The organism is Cellvibrio sp. 25HG11W-0 (assembly GCF_057815475.1).
The window spans coordinates 995068-1011137 of sequence record NZ_CM174230.1; the positions used below are offsets into that span (position 1 = coordinate 995068).

The 16070-nt window shown below is 44.5% G+C and carries 15 protein-coding genes; 13 read left to right on the forward strand and 2 right to left on the reverse strand.

The window, feature by feature from the left end; genetic code table 11:
* The first annotated feature begins 115 nt into the window (after positions 1–115).
* From AC0KUT_RS04200 to AC0KUT_RS04250, 11 genes are all read left to right on the forward strand, one after another.
* Positions 116–667, forward strand: a complete 552-nt coding sequence (locus AC0KUT_RS04200; RefSeq protein ID WP_488833760.1) for a hypothetical protein — start codon at positions 116–118, stop codon at positions 665–667.
* Positions 668–1250: 583 nt separating this feature from the next.
* Positions 1251–2459: a group II intron reverse transcriptase/maturase gene (gene ltrA, locus AC0KUT_RS04205; RefSeq protein WP_488832150.1), complete on the forward strand. Its 1209-nt coding sequence runs from the start codon at positions 1251–1253 to the stop codon at positions 2457–2459.
* Positions 2460–2647: 188 nt separating this feature from the next.
* A complete protein-coding gene (locus AC0KUT_RS04210) occupies positions 2648–3136 on the forward strand; it encodes a hypothetical protein (RefSeq protein ID WP_488833762.1) in 489 nt (162 codons plus the stop codon).
* A 606-nt stretch (positions 3137–3742) separates the two neighbouring features.
* On the forward strand, positions 3743–4669 hold the full coding sequence (gene ltrA / locus AC0KUT_RS04215; protein ID WP_488833764.1) for a group II intron reverse transcriptase/maturase: 927 nt from the start codon (positions 3743–3745) through the stop codon (positions 4667–4669).
* 13 nt (positions 4670–4682) lie between these two features.
* On the forward strand, positions 4683–4952 hold the full coding sequence (locus tag AC0KUT_RS04220; protein ID WP_488833766.1) for a group II intron maturase-specific domain-containing protein: 270 nt from the start codon (positions 4683–4685) through the stop codon (positions 4950–4952).
* Between the two features lie 224 nt (positions 4953–5176).
* Complete coding sequence (locus AC0KUT_RS04225) at positions 5177–5500, forward strand: hypothetical protein (protein ID WP_488833769.1); 324 nt, start codon at positions 5177–5179, stop codon at positions 5498–5500.
* 758 nt (positions 5501–6258) lie between these two features.
* Positions 6259–6543 (forward strand): hypothetical protein, encoded by a 285-nt coding sequence (locus tag AC0KUT_RS04230; protein WP_488833771.1) that lies wholly within the window; start codon positions 6259–6261, stop codon positions 6541–6543.
* A gap of 49 nt (positions 6544–6592) precedes the next feature.
* Complete coding sequence (locus AC0KUT_RS04235; protein WP_488833773.1) at positions 6593–6955, forward strand: nuclear transport factor 2 family protein; 363 nt, start codon at positions 6593–6595, stop codon at positions 6953–6955.
* Between the two features lie 232 nt (positions 6956–7187).
* Positions 7188–7403 carry a YkgJ family cysteine cluster protein gene (locus tag AC0KUT_RS04240; RefSeq protein ID WP_488833775.1) on the forward strand — a complete coding sequence of 72 codons (216 nt, stop codon included), beginning with the start codon at positions 7188–7190 and terminating at the stop codon, positions 7401–7403.
* 730 nt (positions 7404–8133) lie between these two features.
* Entirely contained in the window at positions 8134–11106 is a 2973-nt protein-coding gene (locus AC0KUT_RS04245; protein WP_488833777.1) for a TonB-dependent receptor, read from the forward strand.
* Positions 11107–11317: 211 nt separating this feature from the next.
* Positions 11318–12571 (forward strand): hypothetical protein, encoded by a 1254-nt coding sequence (locus AC0KUT_RS04250; RefSeq protein ID WP_488833778.1) that lies wholly within the window; start codon positions 11318–11320, stop codon positions 12569–12571.
* Between the two features lie 69 nt (positions 12572–12640).
* On the opposite strand, the gene AC0KUT_RS04255 is transcribed toward AC0KUT_RS04250, so the two are convergent.
* The gene (locus AC0KUT_RS04255; protein WP_488833780.1) at positions 12641–13141 is read right to left on the reverse strand and encodes a lactoylglutathione lyase family protein; all 501 of its coding nucleotides are present in this window, start codon (positions 13139–13141) and stop codon (positions 12641–12643) included.
* Positions 13142–13236: 95 nt separating this feature from the next.
* Here AC0KUT_RS04255 and AC0KUT_RS04260 point away from each other — a divergent pair, with 95 nt between their 5' ends.
* The gene (locus AC0KUT_RS04260; RefSeq protein ID WP_488833781.1) at positions 13237–14115 is read left to right on the forward strand and encodes a LysR family transcriptional regulator; all 879 of its coding nucleotides are present in this window, start codon (positions 13237–13239) and stop codon (positions 14113–14115) included.
* 7 nt (positions 14116–14122) lie between these two features.
* Positions 14123–14449 carry a low molecular weight protein tyrosine phosphatase family protein gene (locus AC0KUT_RS04265; RefSeq protein WP_488833783.1) on the forward strand — a complete coding sequence of 109 codons (327 nt, stop codon included), beginning with the start codon at positions 14123–14125 and terminating at the stop codon, positions 14447–14449.
* Positions 14450–14493: 44 nt separating this feature from the next.
* Here the strand turns inward: AC0KUT_RS04265 and AC0KUT_RS04270 are convergent, their stop codons facing one another.
* Positions 14494–16008, reverse strand: coding sequence for a methyl-accepting chemotaxis protein (locus AC0KUT_RS04270; RefSeq protein WP_488833784.1), 1515 nt, complete (start codon positions 16006–16008; stop codon positions 14494–14496).
* Between the last annotated feature and the right edge of the window lie 62 nt (positions 16009–16070).

Sequence of the window (16070 nt, forward strand, 5' to 3'; positions counted from 1 at the left end):
TTGGTCTACTCGACTAGCGCATTTAGCGAATCGCTGCGCGAAGTTTTTCGTAAATGCGCTACTTATAAACTGCGGTTGAACACAACGTTAACTAACCACAATCGAGAAAAATGTTATGCGTAAGATTTATTTATTTTTTCCATTCATATTAATTGGATGTGTATCTTCGACATACAAATTACCATCAGGAGAAAAAGTTGCACATTTAACTGTAACCACAAAAACATTAGGCACCGTTAACCAGCAAGTTAGAATATTTAACTCAAAAGACTGCAGTGATTACCCAGGACAGCTTGTTAATCTTTTACAATCTAAGATGATTGGAAACGACACAAAAGATAGTACAGAAACAACAATAAAAGCTGGAGAGCCTATAACGCTATCTGTCTATGCAGGAATACCACGTGACGACTCAGTTATGGAAATGTTCTTTAAGGGAGTAGAAAGAGTTGCTGCTGAAAACGCATTATGTGAAGCATTTATAACATTTACTCCAGAAGCTGGAGCAAAATATTCCGCCTCATATAAAATAGACGGAAGCCCATGTTCAATTTTCGTCATGAGGGTAGACAACGGTCAGGCGTTAAACGTAACTTCATCATCAACAAATGAGCAATGTGCCATAATTGCCAAATCAAAATCGAATATTAAATTACTTACAAACTAGTTAACAAAGCGTTGCACCTGACGAATTGTAAGGTGTGCCGAGAGTAAATGGTGGGGTCGCGTAGCGTCCAAACTATTTACGTAACTTCGCAAGAGATGGTGGTAGGCCCACCGCATTCGCTTTGCAGTAGGAGAATGCAAACCACTTCAAGCGGCATTGATTAAGAGTCTTTGTCGTGAGCGTTGAAGAAAAGTCGAATTTAATTCGGCAGGTAAGGTAAACGGAGACGAACGCAAGTGAACCTTTGATGAGGCGTCGTGATGTCTAACCCGTTGTCAAAATCAGCGACCCTTACAATTGCTGAGAGAAATCGAGAAGAAAACTGCTTACTGACTCGATGGCAACCGGCGTAAAGAAGGCGTGACCGTTTATCAGGCTTTTGTGAGGAACTCGGGAAGCTGTCGTGCTGATGTTAAGAGAGAAGCCGAAAGCGGTGACCCCGTAAGGCGAGAGTATCAATGCAGCGCACAGTGGCGGAATCGTTCGTAGTAGTGATGAAGTTGTTGTAATGACAATGGAGCGAAGGGGCGATGTTATTCAGCAGTGATTGAACCAACAACCGCAAGGTAGGACTCAACAATCAATGCACAGTTACAGTATACCGAAGCAGTTAGTGCACAGGGCGTGGCTGAAAGTAAAAGCGAATGCCGGTGTAGCGGGTGCGGATAACATCAGCATCGGGATGTTTGAACAGAATTTGACGAATGAGTTATACAAACTCTGGAATCGAATGAGTTCGGGCAGCTACATGGCGCCAGCGGTAAAGCGTGTAGAAATCGCTAAGTCGGATGGCAAGCTGCGCCCACTCGGGATACCCACGGTGGCAGATCGCGTGGCGCAAATGGTGGTCAAGATGACACTGGAGCCGGAGTGGGATGCTAAGTTTCACTCGTCCTCGTTCGGCTATCGCCCCAAGCGCAGTGCCCATCATGCGGTGCAAGCGGCGAAAATCAATTGCTGGAAATATGCATGGGTGATTGATCTGGATATCAAAGGATTCTTTGATAATTTGAATCACGATCAACTACAACAATTTGTTGCACAAGCAACAGATAACCCATGGTGCAACCTCTATGTCAAACGCTGGGTCACAGCCGGTGTGCAAATGCCAAGCGGTGACATTCAACAGTCAGAAAAAGGAACGCCGCAGGGTGGCGTCATCAGTCCCTTGTTGGCGAACCTCTATCTGCACAAGGTGTTTGATAGTTGGATGCAAAAATATTTTCCACAAAATCCGTTCGAGCGCTATGCTGACGACATTGTTTGCCATTGTCGAAGCGAGCGTGAAGCCGAGCAGCTACTCGGTACTATTTCGCAGCGGATGCAGCGCTTTGATTTAACGCTACACCCTGAAAAAACCAAAATCGTATACTGTGGAAGGCGCAAAATAGAAAGAACCAAAGCGCAATCATTCGATTTTCTCGGCTTCACCTTCCGGCGAAGAACCGTGAAACGCAAAGATGGCAAACTGGCTCCTGGTTTTGTACCGGCCATCAGCAACAAAGCTAAAAAAGCGATTGTAATGACTATGAGAGAGTGGAATGTGAGGCGGTTGAGTAGGCTATCGATAGTAACACTCAGCAAAAGACTCAATCCACAAATCAGAGGTTGGCTAAACTACTATGGCGCCTTTTATCCCTCGGCACTGCAAGGCATTCGCGAAGCAATTGAATGCCGCTTAACAAAATGGGTAAAAGGTAAATATCCGCAGCAGCGCAGCCGACGACTGAAAGCCTACTCATGGTTAAAACAAATCAAACAGTGGCGACCGACCCTGTTTGCGCACTGGTAATGAATTGCTGATAATTGGAATAACAAGAGCCGTATGACGCGAGAGTGTCACGTACGGTTCTGTGAGGGGCTGGTGGGGAGGTTCCGTTGGTCTACTCGACTAGCGCTTTTGAAATATCGCTGCGCGAAGTTTATTCCAGCGCGCTACTTACAATTCGTCAGGTGAACGCAACGTTAGAAAAAATGAGCATGGACATTCACAAAAGAAAGTACGAAAAATGGAAGAGGTTATGCCCACAGCAAACTAGGCATATGTGTAGCCTTATTGAATCTGAAGTCGTTCCTTTTTTTATTGGATCTGGGTTTTCGTGGGTTTCGGTTTCATATCATGATTCCGAATGGGTGGTTTCAGGTAATGAAATTAATCTTGAACGTGTTAACGAAGAAAGTGTGGACACGCTTTCAATCTCATTTAACAAATATCGTAGTCCAGCTTTTCATATCGGTTTAATCCGCCGCAAAAAAATTAAAGGTAATGAATTTATTAGGTCGGCAAGGTTGGTTTCCAATAAATCGGAGTATTATCATATCTGGTGCAAGCCTTGGTATTGGCCTACCAAGCTCTGGCCCAACTTTCTATCTGTCAGAGAAGTAAAAAAAGTGAAATCAAAATTAAGCCAATTAGTAGAGTTTATTGAGTTCGGAACGCTATCAGGATGCATCAATAAGCAAATATAATTTCTAACAAAGTGCTGCAACCCGCGCACTGCGTGCGCTGGACAGTTTGTAAGGTGTGCCGAGAGTAAATAGTTTAATCGCGTAGCGATGAAACTATTTACGTAACTTCGCAAGAGATGGTGGTAGGCCCACCGCATTCGCTTTGCAGTAAGAGAGTGCAAACCACTTCAAGTGGCATTGATAAAGAGTCATTGTCGTGAGCGTTGAAGAAACGTCGAAAGTAAATTCGGCAGGTACGATAAACGGAGGCGAACGCAAGTGAATCTTTGATGAGGCGTCGTGATGTCCCTAACTGTTGTCAAAATCAGTGGCCCTTAAAACTGCTGAGAGAAATCGAGAAGAAAACTGCTTACTGACTCGATGGCAACCGGCGTAAAGAAGGCGTGACCGTTTATCAGGCTTTTGTGAGGAACTCGGGAAGCTGTCGTGCTGATGTTAAGAGAGAAGCCGAAAGCGGGAAACCCGTAAGGTGAGAGTATCGATGCAGCGCACAGTGGCGGAGTCACTCGTAGTAGTGTTGAAGTTGCTGTAATGGCAATGGAGCGAAGGGGTGGCGTTATTCAGCAGTGATTGAACCAACAACCGCAAGGTAGGATTCAACGGTCAATGCACAGTTACAGTATATCGAAACACTTGGTTTACGCAGCTTGGCTGAAGGTGAAGGCAAAAGGTGGTGCGGCGGGTGCGGACAATGTCAGCATCGACATGTTTGAACAACATGAGAAGGATGAGTTGTACAAACTCTGGAATCGCATGAGTTCAGGCAGTTACATGGCACCACTGGTAAAGCGTGTAGACATAGCCAAGTCGGACGGCAAGCTGCGTCCACTGGGTATACCTACGGTGGCTGATCGCGCTGCGCAAATGGTGGTCAAGATGACACTGGAGCCGGAATGGGATGGTAAATTTCACTCATCTTCATTCGGGTATCGTCCAAAGCGCAGCGCACATCAAGCCGTACAAGCAGCGAGAAGCAATTGCTGGAAATACACATGGGTGATTGATCTGGATATCAAAGGATTCTTTGATAATTTGAATCACGATCAACTACAACAATTTGTTGCACAAGCAACAGATAACCCATGGTGCAACCTCTATGTCAAACGCTGGGTCACAGCCGGTGTGCAAATGCCAAGCGGTGACATTCAACAGTCAGAAAAAGGAACGCCGCAGGGTGGCGTCATCAGTCCCTTGTTGGCGAACCTCTATCTGCACAAGGTGTTTGATAGTTGGATGCAAAAATATTTTCCACAAAATCCGTTCGAGCGCTATGCTGACGACATTGTTTGCCATTGTCGAAGCGAGCGTGAAGCCGAGCAGCTACTCGGTACTATTTCGCAGCGGATGCAGCGCTTTGATTTAACGCTACACCCTGAAAAAAACCAAAATCGTATACTGTGGAAGGCGCAAAATAGAAAGAACCAAAGCGCAATCATTCGATTTTCTCGGCTTCACCTTCCGGCGAAGAACCGTGAAACGCAAAGATGGCAAACTGGCTCCTGGTTTTGTACCGGCCATCAGCAACAAAGCTAAAAAAGCGATTGTAATGACTATGAGAGAGTGGAATGTGAGGCGGTTGAGTAGGCTATCGATAGTAACACTCAGCAAAAGACTCAATCCACAAATCAGAGGTTGGCTAAACTACTATGGCGCCTTTTATCCCTCGGCACTGCAAGGCATTCGCGAAGCAATTGAATGCCGCTTAACAAAATGGGTAAAAGGTAAATATCCGCAGCAGCGCAGCCGACGACTGAAAGCCTACTCATGGTTAAAACAAATCAAACAGTGGCGACCGACCCTGTTTGCGCACTGGTAATGAATTGCTGATAATTGGAATAACAAGAGCCGTATGACGCGAGAGTGTCACGTACGGTTCTGTGAGGGGCTGATGGGGAGGTTCCGTTGGTCTACTCGACTAGCACTTTTGCCATTCCGCTTCGCTTCATTTTACGGCAAAAGTGCTACTTAAAACCCACCGGTTATCGCAACGTTATATTGGGCGTAAAATTTAAAATAATCGTAAATATTAAAGGATGTATTATGAAAAGTTATGTTCTGTCATTTCTATCTGTTTCCGCAATGGTTTTTTCTTTAGGTGTTCATGCTAGTGAATCTGTGGTTAAAGAATCCAAACCTATTGGGCAAGCGCCAGCCCTATCAAAAGAAGACATTCAAAAAGGTATAGAGAAGGGTACTTTTTGCACTGACTCTAAAGGTTTAGTGAATTCTCGCGGCGCTATCATAGAACAACATGGTAAGTTCTATCGTTGCGTAAAGGCTTATGGTGAAAACCTCACTGAAAATAAAAAATTGGTTTGGGTTGAGCTGACCATGAGAAATGGCGAAGCCGTAACTGCTGACTAATTTTTATTGTGCAATTCTAAGGTGCGTAAATTCGCATTATTACTTTGGCGTAGTGGCCTCAAAAGCTAATATAACAAATCGCTCAAGCACCGCACACTTTGTGTGCTGGACAGTTTTTAAGGTGTGCCGAGAGTAAATAGTTTAATCGCGTAGCGATGAAACTATTTACGTAACTTCGCAAGAGATGGTGGTAGGCCCACCGCATTCGCTTTGCAGTAAGAGAATGCAAACCACTTCAAGCGGCATTGATAAAGAGTCATTGTCGTGAGCGTTGAAGAAACGTCGAGAGTAAATTCGGCAGGTACGATAAACGGAGGCGAACGCAAGTGAATCTTTGATGAGGCGTCGTGATGTCCCTAACTGTTGTCAAAATCAGTGGCCCTTAAAACTGCTGAGAGAAATCGAGAAGAAAACTGCTTGCTGACTCGATGGCAACCGGCGTAAAGAAGGCGTGACAAATTGTAGGAACAATTTGCACAGCGGAGCTGCCCGCAGGGTGAGCCGCAAGGATGCGGCGAATGACCGTTTATCAGGCTTTTGTGAGGAACTCGGGAAGCTGTCGTGCTGATGTTAAGAGAGAAGCCGAAAGCGGTGACCCCGTAAGGTGAGAGTATTAATGCAGCGCACAGTGGCGGAATCGTCTTTAGTAGTGATGAAGTTGCTGTAATGGCAATGGAGCGAAGGGACGGTGCCACTCGATTTGAATGAAAGGCCAGCAGTGATTGAAACAACAACCGCAAGGTAGGACTCAACAATCAATGCACAGTTACAGTATATCGAAGCACTTGGTGTATGCAGCTTGGCTGAAGGTGAAGGCAAAGGGTGGTGCAGCGGGTGCCGACAATGTCAGCATCGAGCTGTTTGAACAACATGAGAAGAATGAGTTGTATAAACTCTGGAATCGCATGAGTTCAGGCAGCTACATGGCACCATTGGTAAAGCGTGTAGACATAGCCAAGTCGGATGGCAAGCTGCGCCCATTGGGTGCCCGACTAGCACTTATGCAATATCGCTACGCTAAGTTTACCGCACGCGCTATTTAGAATCCGCAGGTGAGCGCAACGTTAGGCTATCCAAGTAACGAGAAAATCTATGAATTCTAAAATATTGGAATTAGAAGAGCGGTTAAGGTTAGCTATGTGCAATTCTGATATAGATGCACTGGATGATTTACTTTCTGACAATTTAATTTTCACTAATCATCTCGGTCAGGTAGTATCGAAATTTGAGGACCTCGATTCCCACAGAAAAAGAATATTTGTTATAAGCTCAGTAAGCCTATCAAATCAGGAAGTTATTAATTTGGGTGATAGCGCAGTTGTTACCACACAAGCAGACATTTCTGGCAGCTATAATGGGCAACCAACTGCAGGTAGATTTCGTTTCACAAGAGTTTGGAGTAAAAACGCAAGTGGTTGGCAGGTAGTAGCTGGTCATTCATGCATCATCGTCTAGAGCTGAAAGCATTATCTTATATTTTTGTCGTATGTATTTACACTCACTTGAAATACATTTTGTTTTTTTTGGTAGAGAAAAGGCTAACAAGCGACTGTGGTAAAAGCAAATTCCCGCATAAGATCAAACACCTTTCTAATATAGGATATCAGTGATTATCGACACTAAAAACACTTCAGAACCCGCAGTGACCTGTGCTAATTGTCAGGCATGCTGCTGCCGCTTAGAGGTCATGATTATTACTGACACTGGTGTCCCGAGTCGGTATGTGGCGGTGGATGAATGGGGTGGTGAGACAATGCTTCGCTTGGATGATGGTTGGTGTGCGGCCTTAGATCGTGGAACCCATTTGTGTTCTATTTATGAAAATAGACCCCTGATTTGTCGAGAGTTTGAAATGGGTTCTTATGAGTGTATTGAAGAGAGGGTTCTGCAATTAGCTCCTTAGTGCGAGGGTGTCTATAGGGGGATCACTGCTTCGTGCAGCGCTGATTAAATCCAAGTCAATGATTGGGTGCCTTAATAAAAGGCGGGATATCTATGTGATGTCCTGCCTTTTTTGGTGCGCGGTGCTGGGGCTTTCGCTATGACGCTAAGCTTGTAAGTGGTAAATGATTGTGGGTTTAGATGTCATGCCAATCCAGTTGCTTGATACCTCGGCTCGCCATACCTCTAAACTTACCATTGGCTGTTTAACCCTGTCTCTTGCAATCAGTTGAAGTGAGTTCATATCACCATAGAGGTATTTTTAGTCCTAAGTAGTCCGACCTTCCTATCTCAGTATCGAACTCAAGCAGTCCTCTATGTTTACCTATGTAGTCTCCAGTCGCTATTGAGCGGAAGGGTGGTGCGCCCTTTTCTGAGGCTTTTATTGCTTAAAATCAACCAAAAACTATAGTTTTTAGTTTCAGTAGGTGATTTTGCATACATCGGTGTTTGGGTCTATTGTCTAAATGCCCATCCTTGATGGGTTAGGTTGTAGGGCTCTTGGGCTCATTATCTGTTACTTTTTAGTGATTTATAATTACCAATGTACACATAATTGGTAATAATTTTGGTAATTTTGTTAAGAGTATTTGGTATGTTAATCTGGTTGTGTTAGCTTGCAGTATCGGTCAACGACATTAGCACACCGATTTGATAGATAACTTAAAATAAAGGTTACTGGGAGTAAGACGATGATGAAATTACGCACGAAGGTTTGTACCTTGTCTCTGGCAATTTCTGCCGTGACATCTATGGCATATGCGCAAGACAAAGCAGACGGAGTGGAAGAGGTGATGGTTACCGGTATTCGCGCCTCGTTGCAGAATGCTATACAGGAAAAGAGAGCGGCAACTAATCTGATCGAGGTTATTCAGTCGGAAGATATTGGCAAGCTGCCTGACCAAAACCTTGCTGAAGTTCTAGAGAACATTACTGGCGTCCAGATTGTTCGTGAGGGTGGTGTCGGTGTTGGTGTTCAAATTCGTGGTACGGATGCAAATCGGACTGAAATCAACGGTGTTTCAACCGTCGGCTCTGGCTCAGGTCGCACGGGTATAAGCTTTGATGACGTTTCAGCCTCTATGATCGCAGCGGTTGAGGTAACTAAAGCACCGGAAGCAAAAACAATTGAAGGCTCGGTAGGCGGCACTATCAACCTGCGTACTATTCGCCCGCTTGAACTAAAAGAAACCTTAGGGTCTGTTCGTGTTCAAGCTGAGCAAAGCGACCTTGCAGCGGAAGGCGGCTTGACCCCAAGAATATCAGGTACCTACGGTGACAACTGGTCGACTAACGCGGGTGAGTTCGGCGCGGTAATCAGTGCTAGCTACGCAGAGATGAATGTTAGCGACTTCCGTCCTCGCGTTGATCGCGATAACTTAGTTGAAGCAGGTGTAAACCCTAATTTTACTGAGGCGCATTTGCCAATTCAGTTCCTGCAGCAAGATTACGACAACTTTAAGTATGAAACAAAAAATGTTTCAGCTGCATTTGAGTGGGCACCCACTGACGGTAGCAAACTCTATTTTGATGCGGTCATGAATAATCAAGAGCGTCGACAAGAAAGTTACAGGCTGCAGGCTTCAGGTGTAAGTGCGGATGCAGTTAAGAATACTGCGCTCATCACCGGCCATGAAACAGTTGATTTTGGGACAGTCGACAGCCAAATAGGCTCTCAAAATATTGGTAGTATACTCGCGGTAACTCAGGGTGTACTTCTGCCCATGCAGTCTGGCTCTGTAGATCCAAATTTACGTAACTCAACTGATACTAATGCGCGCGTGACCGATAGTAATATCTTTAGGTTGGGTGGCGAATGGACGGGCGATAAGCTTACTACACGCATAGAGGTTTCAACTTCTACATCTCAAAGCAATACCCCGAACTTTAGTACTACGCTTAACTTTATTAACCCCAACTCTTTCTCCACCGCGACTAGTATTGATAATGGTGTACCTTTTGAGTTTGATCTAACTGGCGGTTCCTTAGCTTTTGGTATTGCACAGGGCTTGGCTACCACACCCACCTCGGCAATGCTGCTTGATCCCGCCAACTATAAGCTGGCTTCTGTAAATCAGAGCGATAATTTTGTAGACAATAAGGAAGATGCTTTCCGTGTTGATTTTAGTTACAACCTAGACATGGCAGGTATTACCTCTATCGATTTTGGCTATCGATTTAATGAAAGTTCCAGTCTCAAAGATGTAAAAACTCAAAACAACACGTTCTCATACAAAACTAAGCAGGGTGCTGCGAAAAACGAAACCTACTTCTCACCAAGTGGCAGCCTCTTCGCTAGTATCCTTTCGCCAGGTGCCGATAATTTTAATGCTGCTGATGGCAGAAGCTTGTACATCAAAGACTTTTTGTTAGTTGATCCTGCCATGTCATTTTCTAATCCAGAGGGTGTATTGAGCGTATTGAACGCGGCAATTATTGCTGACAATACCGCGAATAATCGCAACACTCCTACTATTGACAGCCCAACATCGACTGCTGCTTCATTTTTTGATATTTCAGAGGACACAAATTCCCTCTACGCACAGGCAAATTTTGAGTACGGTATTTTCCGAGGTAATGCGGGTTTACGTTACTTGGAAACTGAAGTTAGCTCGCTTGGTAACAGTGTTGTTAACGGTGTGGCGACACCAAACGTGAAGACAGGTAGTTATAGTTTCTTGTTGCCGCGCTTGAACCTTGTTGCAGATTTGAGAGAAGATTTGGTTCTTCGTGCCGGTTGGGGTAAAGATATTCGTCGCCCAGACTTTGATGACCTTTCAACCTCCTATGCATTTCAAACCACTGAAAATTCGGCAGTTGCGATTGGTAATCCAAATTTGAAGCCAGAAGAAGTGACTTCATTTGACCTCTCTGCTGAATGGTATTTTGCACCTTCAAGCGTATTGAGCGCGGGTGTTTTCCATAAGGTGCGTACTGGTTTGCATGTGGACCAAACCTACGATGCGGCTATTGATGCAAATGGATATCGTGAAATTGATCCTGCTTGTAAAGGTGGCGGTCTGTGGAACCCGATTGCTGTGCGCAACAGATTGAGACCAGATGCAGAGCAAAACATACAAGGTCTTTGCGTTCCTACAACAGCGAAAGTTAATGGGGGCGGTGAAACCACTCAAAAAGGTATTGAGCTCGCATTTCAATATGACTTAAGCGAGTTTGAAGATGCTATTGGTTGGGCATCTGGATTTGGTTTTGTGACCAACTACACCTACCAGCAGTTCTCTGGTGGCGATACTTTCAAAGAGCCGGTTAGTCGTGCTGACCAGGTATTTACGTCGCTAGGTCACCCCGATGTAAGTATACGTGCTGCATTACTTAATCTTTCTGAGAACGCCTACAACATAACGGCCTACTACGAAAAATACGATGTGTCTGCGCGCGTACGTTACACCTGGCGCGATGAGTTTAGCACCAACAATTACGGCAGCGGTGGTGATCCCTGGGGCTTCTACGCAGTTCAAGAAGCCAGAGGGCAGCTTAATGCCAGCGTGAACTATGATGTAACTGACGCCCTGAATATTGGTGTTGAAGCTATCAACTTACTGCGCGATGACACCCGTCAATACTGTGTTAATGGCGGCGCGCTCTTGTGCTACCAAGGCCTTACCGATCGTCGTATTACCTTCGGTGCAAGCTATAAGTTTTAATTAAAATTTTGTAGTAGTTAACGAAAAATCCGGGAATTTATTCCCGGATTTTTTGTTTAAATACAGTAAATTTATTTAAGCATAAAAGCGATTGATATTTTTTCTATCTATGTCTGGGTGATTTTATTCATCTTGTTTCGCTTTGGATTATTGGATATCAGTTCTTTGCAGTAAGGTTTTTTTATTCGTGTTCCGCTCGAGAAAGTTAGCTATGAAAACAGTTGTCTTGTGGATGTTGTTTTGCGTCGCCTTTAATGCGCGGGTAAATGCATTGTCCCTCCATGAGGGTCATGAAAACATTGCAAGCAGGGGGCTTGTCACCGCTTATTGGAAAGCAGATGGCTCAGGCGATAAAATTAAAACACAGCTTATCAGTGCTGCTAAAAATGATGTGAGCACCTTGTACAAATGGCTCAAGCAGGGGCCGGCTTACACCACGGATGTCCCGTGTGGCATTCTTGAGCAGTACAATATTGTGAAGGGGGGCGTTCGATTCCCTTATGTTCTAGTAGTGCCAGAAAGCTATGATGCGCGTAAACCCATTGCTGTTGAATTCATGCTGCATGGTGCAGTGAGTCGAGCGCGTTGGCATGCGGGTGGCAAGTGGTGGGGCAAGGGGGCTCATTATGAAGAATATTTACAGCGCGACCAGATAAGTGTTTTTCCTGCCGCGTGGCGCGATGCTGTTTGGTGGAGTGAGGATCAAGCTGATAATCTTACAGGCATATTGCGAACGCTAAAGTCGACTTACAATATTGATGATAATAGAGTTTATCTTTCCGGTGTTTCTGATGGTGGCACTGGCACGTATTTTTTTGCTTTTAAACAACCCTCTGAATGGGCCGCATTTTTACCTTATATCGGTCACATGGCCGTGCTTACCCTTAAGGATGAAGTGCGAGTTGGAAACATAGATATTGAGAATCTAATGAACTCAGCTTTGTTTATTGTCAATGGTGAAAAGGACTCGGTATACCCTGCAAAATCTGTTGCTCCGTTTATTAGCATTCTTGAAAAATCGAAAATAGACCATGTTTTTACCCTCATTCCAAATGGTGGACATGACATAAAATGGTTTGATAGCCTGCAGCCAACCATCTTGGCTTTTAAGGCCCAGCATCTACGTGACCCTCTGCCAGAAAAGGTAAGATGGATAACGGACCGCGTAGATAGGTATGCGCGCATTCATTGGTTGAGGGTTGATAAACTTGAACAGCGGAAAAGCCTTGGCTGGATTTCAGCGCGTAGAAAAGGCAATAGGTTTGCTGTTTTGACCGAGCATGTTTCGCGCTTCACACTCTTGCTCAACCCTGATGAGGTCGATTTTAGTCAGCCTATTGTGGTTGTTTTAAATGGTGAGACTATTTTTAACGATACGGTATCGCAAGAAACTGAAATACTTTTTAAATGGATAAAAAATCGTGACAAGGCACAACTTTTTACGGCAGAGTTAACTCTGCCGTAAGCTAGTGTAAGCAGGCATGCATTCAGTAGGTGGGCCCGAGCAGTGTATGACTTCTGGACCCCAGTTTGTTTAGTAGGCCCCTTCGCTGTAGATAAGCTCGTAGCTATGGCTGTAGATCTCTAGTATGTTGCCGAAGGGGTCTTCCATATAAATCATGCGATAAGGTTTTTTGCCTGGGTAGTAATAGCGAGGATTCGCCATACGTTTTTTACCGCCAGCTGCGACAATTTTTTCCGCTAACTCTTCAAGATTTGGATCTTGAACACAAAAATGGAACACACCAGTTTTCCAATATTCAAAATTATTTTCGGGATTAACTTGCCCTTTAAACTCGAAAAGTTCTACACCAATGCGATCACCTGTTGATAGGTGTGCAATACGGAAGCTGTCCCAATTGCTGCCAAATACATCGCTACACATTTCACCGATTGGGCTGTTATCTTCGACTATGTCCGTAGGCTTCATTATCAAATACCACCCCATTACGTCGGTATAAAATTTTACTGCCGCGTCTAGATCGGGAACGGATATGCCTATATGTGAAAAGTTGCGAGGATAGGTGCTGCTCATAGTCATTTACTCTGTAATAAGGGGTATAAGTAGATTACAAAGTGAGGTGGATTAAGTAAAATTATCATTTGAAGTAATGATGAGTACAAATTGTAATGATTAATCCAGTGTGGTTGCGCAGCTTTTGTACTTTGGTTGAGGTTGGTCACTTCACCCGCACAGCGGAAAAGTTGCATATGACACAGTCAGGCGTTAGCCAGCATGTGCGTAAGCTTGAGGAGCAGTTGGGCCAACAGCTACTTATTCGCCACGGTAAAAAATTTAATCTAACCAGCGCTGGTAACCAGTTGTACCAAGAGGGCCATCAGTTAATTATTTCTTTAGCGAATCTTGAGGCGCGAGTAGGGCTTGATCCTGCTTATGAGGGTTCCGTCACTGTGGCATCACCGGGCAGTGTTGGGCTCAAGCTCTATCCTTATTTACTGAATTTACAACAGCGCCACCCCAATTTGGTCATTGAATATCGCTTTGCACCTAATTGCGAAATCGAACGTTTAATTGCCGAGCATAAAATTGATATAGGCTTAATGACCCGTTTATCCACAATGGATGAAATTAGTCTTGAGCCTATTGCAGAAGAAACACTTTTATTGATCATGCCGTTTGATAGTTCAACCCCTAGCTGGGATCAGTTGATGGCACTGGGTTTTATGGATCATCCTGACGGTGCTTATCATGCGGGACAGTTGTTGAGTGTTAACTTCCCTGAATTTCAAAGTAGCAATCAATTTCGGCGGGTGGGCTTTTCAAACCAAATTAATTTAATTCTAGAGCCTATAAGTATGGGCATTGGTTTTACCGTGTTGCCTCGGCATGCGGTAGGTGCATTTAATAAGCCTAAAAAAATACAAATACATTCACTCGCGAACGGAGTTAGTGAAACGCTATATCTAGGTGCGCATAAAAATAGCTTTACACCCAATAGAGTGAAAACGGTAGTGACAGAAATAAAAAAATGTCTTGAAACTATTTGAGTAATAAATGAATATTTTATTTGTATGCAGTGAAAATAAGTTGAGGAGTCCCACGGGTGAAGAGGTTTTTTCTCGCTATGAGGGGGTGAATGCTATTGGCTGTGGCACGAACGCTGATGCCGAGACGCCACTTAGTGGTGATTTGATTGAGTGGGCCGATATTGTATTTGTGATGGAGCAAGCCCACAGGAATAAGGTATCCAAAAAATTTAAGGATTTACTCAAAGATAAAAAGTTAATCTGTTTGGATGTCGCGGATAATTACGAGCGAATGGAGCCTGCGCTCGTTAGGCTTCTTGAGCGCAGGGTGGCAAAATACGTTCGTTTAACCTAGGGGTGTGAAATCAATCAGCTCTGTAAATTTTTCATATGAATTGATCAATGAAAGTGAGTTAGTGCCTTCTTAAGGTTGGTAAAAGCTGCTTCTAAGTCGGCGATAACCGAATTGTTCTGTGCCACAATGGATGTGGTTTTATTGCTATAAGTATTTAAATTGGTTATTTGAGTAATGACATCTTGCGAAGCATTGGTTTGCTCTTCCGTTGTGCTCGCAATCTGCTGGCTAATGGCGTTTATTTCCTCAATCGCAATGGCGATTTTTCCAAAGACACGCTCTACCGATTCTGACTGCGTGACATTTTGTGAGACACGTTTTTGGCTATCTCGCATGGCTTGAACTGAATTGTTAGAGCCGAGTATGAGTCTGTCCACTATCACTTTTATATTCTCGGTAGAGTCATGGGTGCGTCGTGCCAGTGCACGCACTTCGTCAGCAACAACGGCAAACCCGCGCCCTTGCTCACCTGCCCGAGCCGCTTCGATGGCCGCGTTAAGTGCTAATAAATTGGTTTGTTCTGCGATGCCCTGGATCTCGCTAAGTGTTGCCGTTACGGCGGTGCAATCTTGTGCCAAGCTATCAATGGCTTGGGCGCAATTCGTTAATATCTGCGCAAGGTCGGCAATGCCGGCGCGCGATTCGCTCACGGCTACTTTCCCTTCTGCTTGGGCTTTAGCGGTATCCTTGGCAAGGTCGGCGGCACGATGTGTTTGCTGTGCAACTTGAATAAATGATTTATGCATATTGTCTATAGAGGTGCCAATTACATCGGCAGATTTATGCATTTCTCCTGCGATATTAACCAGCTGTGTACTATTACCGGCGAGTGAGTGCATATTATTATCGGTATGAGATTGTGCCAGCAAGGCGCTATCGATAGCTTGGTGAATGCTCTCCATTAGCCAGTTTAGTTTTTCTAAAATTTCATTTTTGGATGCATTAGTGCGCGCTTTGAGATTAATTTTAGGGCTTTTTTCGGTCATGGTTTCTGTGAGTTGCACAACTTCTTGTGCGACAACAAGTAAGCGGCTGGCTAATTTAACCAGAACCATCAGCACAGCTGTCTCAATGATCACATAGAAAGCGTGCATTGCCACAATTGCCCATGAGTGCATGTGATCGGGGAATAGATAAATTTCCATGCCGGCCATTTGCATAAGGTGAATGACAACATGTAATACCGCTGCTGACAGTGCTGCGGCTATAAGTGGGTACCAGCTTAGATAAGTGAACAGTGCTGCAAGAAAAACAAAATAACCAAAGTGGGCTTCAATCATTCCGTGCAGCTGATGAACATGTAGCGAGACAAAGCACATAAATACTATGCCAATAATAATAGGTGTCAGTACTTCATGTTTTATTACTTTGATTGCGAAGAGGTTTGTTAGGGTGAAAAGCCCACCGACGACCAAGGAGAGTAACCATGTGTTGTGGGTTCCAGCATAGAGCATCGACATTAGCCATGCACCTAGTGTTGCCCAGAGCATGACGTTGTCAATGTAGTCACGATAATGAATTACGGATTCGCTAAGTGAATTGGTACGGCTGGTATTCATAGGTTGCCTGTTGATGATTTAAAGTTTCGCGGGTGTAGCCTGCTCTTAAGGCTAGCAGATAG

Bases quoted from the DNA above. Each gene is read 5' to 3' on its own strand.
- ltrA (WP_488832150.1), top strand. From the start codon at position 1,251: ATGCACAGTTACAGTATACCGAAGCAGTTAGTGCACAGGGCGTGGCTG.
- ltrA (WP_488833764.1), top strand. From the start codon at position 3,743: ATGCACAGTTACAGTATATCGAAACACTTGGTTTACGCAGCTTGGCTG.
- AC0KUT_RS04240 (WP_488833775.1), top strand. From the start codon at position 7,188: ATGATTATTACTGACACTGGTGTCCCGAGTCGGTATGTGGCGGTGGAT.
- AC0KUT_RS04220 (WP_488833766.1), top strand. From the start codon at position 4,683: ATGACTATGAGAGAGTGGAATGTGAGGCGGTTGAGTAGGCTATCGATA.
- AC0KUT_RS04210 (WP_488833762.1), top strand. From the start codon at position 2,648: ATGGACATTCACAAAAGAAAGTACGAAAAATGGAAGAGGTTATGCCCA.
- AC0KUT_RS04255 (WP_488833780.1), bottom strand. From the start codon at position 13,141: ATGAGCAGCACCTATCCTCGCAACTTTTCACATATAGGCATATCCGTT.
- AC0KUT_RS04225 (WP_488833769.1), top strand. From the start codon at position 5,177: ATGAAAAGTTATGTTCTGTCATTTCTATCTGTTTCCGCAATGGTTTTT.
- AC0KUT_RS04200 (WP_488833760.1), top strand. From the start codon at position 116: ATGCGTAAGATTTATTTATTTTTTCCATTCATATTAATTGGATGTGTA.
- AC0KUT_RS04260 (WP_488833781.1), top strand. From the start codon at position 13,237: ATGATTAATCCAGTGTGGTTGCGCAGCTTTTGTACTTTGGTTGAGGTT.
- AC0KUT_RS04270 (WP_488833784.1), bottom strand. From the start codon at position 16,008: ATGAATACCAGCCGTACCAATTCACTTAGCGAATCCGTAATTCATTAT.
- AC0KUT_RS04265 (WP_488833783.1), top strand. From the start codon at position 14,123: ATGAATATTTTATTTGTATGCAGTGAAAATAAGTTGAGGAGTCCCACG.
- AC0KUT_RS04250 (WP_488833778.1), top strand. From the start codon at position 11,318: ATGAAAACAGTTGTCTTGTGGATGTTGTTTTGCGTCGCCTTTAATGCG.
- AC0KUT_RS04230 (WP_488833771.1), top strand. From the start codon at position 6,259: ATGCACAGTTACAGTATATCGAAGCACTTGGTGTATGCAGCTTGGCTG.
- AC0KUT_RS04235 (WP_488833773.1), top strand. From the start codon at position 6,593: ATGAATTCTAAAATATTGGAATTAGAAGAGCGGTTAAGGTTAGCTATG.
- AC0KUT_RS04245 (WP_488833777.1), top strand. From the start codon at position 8,134: ATGATGAAATTACGCACGAAGGTTTGTACCTTGTCTCTGGCAATTTCT.